Annotated in this window: 6 protein-coding genes and 1 pseudogene; 2 read left to right on the forward strand and 5 right to left on the reverse strand. The window is 76.4% G+C overall.

Annotated elements, in window-relative coordinates; all coding sequences use genetic code 11:
- Positions 1-162: 162 nt before the first annotated feature.
- Entirely contained in the window at positions 163-729 is a 567-nt protein-coding gene (locus tag ACF053_RS29820) for a hypothetical protein (protein ID WP_391956869.1), read from the forward strand.
- Between the two features lie 94 nt (positions 730-823).
- Here the strand turns inward: ACF053_RS29820 and ACF053_RS29825 are convergent, their stop codons facing one another.
- The 3 genes from ACF053_RS29825 to ACF053_RS29835 are packed head-to-tail and all read right to left on the reverse strand — an operon-like array spanning position 824 to position 2,701.
- The gene (locus ACF053_RS29825) at positions 824-985 is read right to left on the reverse strand and encodes a CDGSH iron-sulfur domain-containing protein (protein ID WP_079046842.1); all 162 of its coding nucleotides are present in this window, start codon (positions 983-985) and stop codon (positions 824-826) included.
- A 37-nt stretch (positions 986-1,022) separates the two neighbouring features.
- Entirely contained in the window at positions 1,023-1,670 is a 648-nt protein-coding gene (locus ACF053_RS29830; protein ID WP_391956870.1) for a HemK2/MTQ2 family protein methyltransferase, read from the reverse strand.
- A 23-nt stretch (positions 1,671-1,693) separates the two neighbouring features.
- Positions 1,694-2,701, reverse strand: coding sequence for an iron-containing redox enzyme family protein (locus ACF053_RS29835; RefSeq protein WP_391956871.1), 1,008 nt, complete (start codon positions 2,699-2,701; stop codon positions 1,694-1,696).
- A gap of 368 nt (positions 2,702-3,069) precedes the next feature.
- Here ACF053_RS29835 and ACF053_RS29840 point away from each other — a divergent pair, with 368 nt between their 5' ends.
- Positions 3,070-4,275, forward strand: coding sequence for an FAD-dependent monooxygenase (locus ACF053_RS29840; RefSeq protein ID WP_391956872.1), 1,206 nt, complete (start codon positions 3,070-3,072; stop codon positions 4,273-4,275).
- Positions 4,276-4,362: 87 nt separating this feature from the next.
- On the opposite strand, the gene ACF053_RS29845 is transcribed toward ACF053_RS29840, so the two are convergent.
- Together ACF053_RS29845 and ACF053_RS29850 are read right to left on the reverse strand one after the other, a co-directional pair.
- Positions 4,363-4,806 (reverse strand): TetR/AcrR family transcriptional regulator, encoded by a 444-nt coding sequence (locus ACF053_RS29845; RefSeq protein ID WP_391956873.1) that lies wholly within the window; start codon positions 4,804-4,806, stop codon positions 4,363-4,365.
- Between the two features lie 60 nt (positions 4,807-4,866).
- Positions 4,867-4,947 (reverse strand): annotated as a pseudogene (locus ACF053_RS29850) (TetR family transcriptional regulator); the annotation flags it as partial.
- Positions 4,948-5,054: the final 107 nt, after the last annotated feature.

The raw sequence follows: 5,054 nt of genomic DNA on the forward strand, positions 1-5,054 counted from the left end.
CCGGGGGCCCCCCCCGGCCCCCGGGGGCCCCCCCGGGCGCGGGGGCGCCCCCCCCCCCCCCCCCCGGGGGCCCCCCCCCGGGGGGGGGGGCCGGGCCCCCCCCCCCGCCCCCCCCGACACGCGTTCGGTGGGGGCTCCGGCCACCCCGTAGGGTGGGCGGCCATGAGACTGATCAGGGCGGAGGCGGCCCGCCACGACTGGGAGCGCATGACGTGCGGGTGCGGCGCCTCCGCAGCCCACCTGGCGCGGGACCTCCTGGAGTCCGCCCGGGAGACTCCCGCCCCCGGCGACCCCGACGGTCTCCTGGAGGACCACGTATGGTCCCCGGCCACCCTGTGGGAGCCGGCCCCCGCGGTGACGTCTGTCGCCCTCGCCGCCCTCGCGGACACGATTCCGCCGGCGGCCCGCACGTGGTTCCTGGACCTCCTGCAGCTCACGGTGGCGGGCGAGGGCACCGACCCCGCGTCCGCCCGGCGCGGCCTCGACCTGCCGGGGCGGTGCCGGACCATCGCCCGGCAGGGCCTGTGGTCGCTGTACGGGGAGGTGGTGTCGGGCCGCTGCGTGGGGGACGCCGGGACCGCTTTCGAGGTCCTCACCGTGGTGGAGCCCGACCGGGCCCGGCTGCGGCGCGTCCGGGAGGCCGTCCCCGAGCTCCTGCCCGTCTGCTGCCGGACCGGCCTCTGCGACGACGGGCCCCCGGGGCCCGAGCCGGCGGCATCAGGGGAGTGACCGCGGAACGGCCCCCTGGGGGAGCGCCGAACACGACGGCGCCCGCCCCACCGGCTGGCGGGGCGGGCGGTCCGGTCGGGGGTGACCGGCCGGCCTACTGGCGGGTCTCCCGGGGTGGGGCGGAGCGGCGGTGGCTGGTGTCGCACCAGGGGTAGCGCCGACTGCGGTGACAGGTGCACAGGGCGACGCGGAAGCGGTCCGACGAGACCACTGTTCCGTCCTCCAGCTCGACCTCGACCGGCCCCTCCACCAGCATCGGGCCCTTGCGCGGCAGGGTGACACGGCGCGGAGCGTCATCGTTGGCCACGGATCACCACCAGCTCTTCCTTGTCGTCGTCGTGGGAGAGCAGGCCGCGCTCGCGCAGCCAGCCGTGCCGGGAGCGCAGGACGGGCCCGAAGGCGACCCACCGGCGGTCCGCCACCTCGGCCCGCAGCCCCGCCGACCGGAGGTGCTCCAGGGTACGGTCCGGGTCGCTCAGTACCGAGTGGACCAGCAGCAGCGTGCCGTCGGGACGCAACAGCCCGGGAGCCTCGCGGCAGATCCGGTCCAGGATCAGGCGGCCGTCGTGGCCGGCGTCCCAGGCGCGTGCCGCGCCGCGCGGCCGGCGGGCGCCCTCCGGGTCGGGTACGTAGGGCGGATTGGCCATGATCAGGTCGAACGACTCGCCGGCCACGGGGGAGAGCAGGTCGCCGCGGACGGCGCGGACCCGGACCCCGGCGAGCGCGGCGTTGAGACGTGTCGCGAGCACCGCCCTGCGGGAGAGGTCCACGGCCGTCACCCGCCCGCCTCGACGGGCGGCCTCCAGGGCGAGGGCGCCAGACCCCGTACCGATGTCGAGTACACGCGTGCCCTCACGCAGCGGCACGGTGTCGAGCGCCTCCGTCAGGAGGGCCGTGTCATCCTGCGGGGTGTAGACCCCTGGCGGTACCAGCAGATTCATGCGTCTCCGCGTACCCAACATTCTCATACGGCAACAGCATTCTCTTTGGTCCTGTTGAGCGACGACCGTCCCTCGCGCCACACGCGCAGCAGGTGGTCACCGAGCCGCCGCTCCAGGTACTCGGTGACGTCGATGCCGAACACGACGTCGTCCGCCAGGTGTGGTTCCTCGGCCAGCAGCCCGCCGATGACGTCCCTGCGCACGATCTGCTCGTGCACCGCGTCCGCCTCGACGTGCTCGTCGTAGAAGAACTCGGCGGCCCGGCCCGCACCGGTGCGGCGCATGGCCTCCGCCAGCCTGCGCGAGCCCGGCGACGAGGTGATCTCGACGTCGGCGAAGTGCCCCACCAGGGCCCCGCGCAGCGAGCGGTGCAGGCCGAGGAGGGACATGAGGTTGACGAGGGCGAGCATGGGGGCGCAGCCGGCGTCGAGGTAGCGGCCGTAGGCGGGGTCCAGGCCGAGGTCCTCCATCAGGTCGGCGAAGAGCCGCGCGTGGACGCGCTCGGGCCGGCCGCCGCCGTACTCGTCGAACTCGACCGCCGCCATGCCGGCCTTGGCCCGCCCCCACAGGCGGGGCAGCACCCAGGCGTGCGGATCGGCCTCCTTCAGGTGGTACAGCGAGCGGTGGACCGCGTACTCGCGCAACTGCCACAGCTGCCCCTCGTCCCGCAGGTAGTGGGAGACGCCGGTCCCCTCGGCCGGCTCCACCAGGAGCTCCTTGAGGGCCTCCTCCACCGTGTCGTGCACGGGCGTGTCCGCCCGCAGCGCAGCGAGGAAGCGCCGCTCCATGGCCCGGCGGGTCCCCAGGAGCCCCGGCTCCCACTCCAGGTCGGGGTCGACACCGGCGAAGCCGCGGTAGTGCAGCTCGTAGCAGAGATACAGGGCGAGCTGGAGGTCGTCACCGTAGACGTCCGCGGTGGCCACCGCCTCGTCCGAGGGGAGGGGGCCGGCTCCGCGCAGGTACGCGGCGACGGCGCGGGAGACCGGTCCGCGACCGTCCGGCAAGGTGGGCCCGTGGCTGTCGTGTGTCATCCGCACCGGGTACCCGCCGCACGCCCCCTCATCCACCTGCCCCGATCCCCTGCGACGCCTCCGACCTGCCCGGACCCGGCCCGGGACCGTCGTCCGACAGCCCGGGCGCCACCCGGAGCACCCCTGCCGGGGCGGCACCCGGACAGTCGGAGCGCCCCTGGCCGAGGGCTGCCGCCCGGAGCGCTCCCGGCCCGGACGCGGCCGCCCACCCGGAGGGTGGGCGTGGCCGCCCGCCCCGCGGGCCCCTCCCGGTCACGGGACCCTGCCGCCCGCCGGTGGACGGTCCGGCGAGCTGTCCCGGCCGACGCGGCACCGGCTGATACATTCCACCGCGGGCCGGACATGTCGGGCAGTCGGTGGGAGGGCACATGAAGGTCGTCTGCGTCGGCGGAGGCCCCGCCGGGCTCTACTTCTCGATCCTCATGAAGCGGCAGGACCCGCACCACGACGTCACCGTCCTCGAACGCGACCCGGCCGGCTCGACCTACGGGTGGGGCGTCACCTACTGGGGCGGGCTCCTCGACCGGCTGCACGCCCACGACCCCGCGTCCGCCCGCGCCGTCCGTGACGCCTCGGTCCGCTGGAGCGGCGGAGTCGCGCACATCCGCGGCACCACGACCGCCCGCCCGGGTGACGAGGGCTTCGGCATCGGCCGACACCGGCTGCTCGACGTCCTCGCCCACCGCGCGCGGGAGCTCGGCGTGCGCCTGGTCCACTCCCACGAGGTCACCCCCGCCGGCGGACCGCCCGACGCGGACCTCGTCGTCGCCGCCGACGGCGTGCACAGCGCCCTGCGCAGCCGTCACGCCGACCACTTCGGCACGCAGATCGAGACCGGCCGGAACACGTACGCGTGGCTCGGCACCACGAAGACCTTCGCGACCTTCACCTTCGCCTTCGCCGAGACCCCGCACGGCTGGGTGTGGTGCTACGCCTACCCGTACGGTCCGGACGGCAGCACCTGCGTCGTCGAGTGCCCGCCGGAGGCGTGGCGGGGCCTCGGCCTCGACCGGATGTCCGACCCGGAGGGCCTGCGCCTGCTGGAGGGGCTCTTCGCCGGGCCACTGGACGGCCACCGGCTGATCGGCCGCCCCCAGGGCGAAGGCGGCGCCCGGTGGCAGTCCTTCCGCACCCTGACCAACCGGACCTGGCACCGGGACAACCTCGTCCTGCTGGGCGACGCCGCCCACACCACCCACTACTCCGTCGGCGCGGGCACCACCCTCGCCCTGGAGGACGCCATGGCGCTGGCCGGCGCGCTGCGCACCGCGCCGTCCCTGGCAGCCGCCCTCACCCGGTACGAACGGGAACGCACCGCCGCGCTCCTCCCGCTGCGCAGCGCGGCCCGCTACAGCGCCCGCTGGTACGAGAACCTGCCGCGGTACGCGCGGCTCGACCCGGCGCAGATGTTCGCCCTGCTCGGCCAGCGGCACTCCCCGCTCCTGCCGTACGTCCCGCCGCAGCTCTACTACCGGATCGACCGTGCGGCCCACGGGCTGGAGCCGCTGCGCCGCCTCAAGCGGTGGCTGGGGCCGCGGCTCGCGCGCACCCTGGAGGCGACCCGCGCGCGGTAGCGCCCCCGAACACCGAGGGCGCACACCCGGGCACCCTCGCCGAGCCTGCCCCAGCCGGAAGCGATCCCGCCGGGCGCCGCGGGGCCGTCAGCGCGGGGGTTCCGTGCGCCCGTCGACGGGCGGCAGCCCCTCCAGCAGGCCGCCCAGCGCGCCCACGACGAGCCGGCTGACCTCGCCCGGGTCCGCGTCCGCCAGTGGGCGCTTGCCGACCACGACGCGCATCAGGCCGATGCCGAGCAGCCACGACAGGGCGAGGTCCGCCCGCAGCCCGCTGTCGTCGGCGCGGCTGAGGGTGGCGAGCACCCGGGCGTACTCGTCGCCCAGCGTCGTGACCGCCGCCGACACCTCGTCACCCGCACCCACCGAGCGCAGCAGCGTCTCCAGTGACCGCGCGGCCCCCGTCCGGCCGTCGTCCGGAGCGTCGTCGCCGTCCGCGCCCTCGCCGGCCGGGGCGAGCATGCTCGCCAGCACGGTCTCCACCAGGCGCTCCGGCGGGGTGCCCCGCAGTTGCTCCAGCCCGTCCCGCGACACCACCTCGCCGAAGAGGGCCCGCTTCGAGCCGAAGTGACGGAAGAGCAGCGCCTGGTTCAGTCCGGCACGCCCGGCGATGTCCCGTACCGTCGCCCGCTCGTAACCCCGTTCGGCGAACAGCTCGGACGCGGCCGCGAGCAGCCGTGGGGGGGGGGGGGCGCCCCCCCCCCCCCCCCCCCCCCCCCCCCAACCCCCCCCCCCCCCCCCCCCCCCCCCCCCCCCCCCCCCCCCCCCCCCCCCCCCCCGTA

Origin of the sequence: Streptomyces kanasensis (genome assembly GCF_043077165.1) — a bacterium.
GTDB lineage: Bacteria > Actinomycetota > Actinomycetes > Streptomycetales > Streptomycetaceae > Streptomyces > Streptomyces changanensis.

Coding starts and splice junctions, on each gene's coding strand:
- ACF053_RS29820 (WP_391956869.1), top strand. CDS start 163: ATGAGACTGATCAGGGCGGAGGCGGCCCGCCACGACTGGGAGCGCATG.
- ACF053_RS29825 (WP_079046842.1), bottom strand. CDS start 985: ATGCTGGTGGAGGGGCCGGTCGAGGTCGAGCTGGAGGACGGAACAGTG.
- ACF053_RS29830 (WP_391956870.1), bottom strand. CDS start 1,670: ATGAATCTGCTGGTACCGCCAGGGGTCTACACCCCGCAGGATGACACG.
- ACF053_RS29835 (WP_391956871.1), bottom strand. CDS start 2,701: ATGACACACGACAGCCACGGGCCCACCTTGCCGGACGGTCGCGGACCG.
- ACF053_RS29840 (WP_391956872.1), top strand. CDS start 3,070: ATGAAGGTCGTCTGCGTCGGCGGAGGCCCCGCCGGGCTCTACTTCTCG.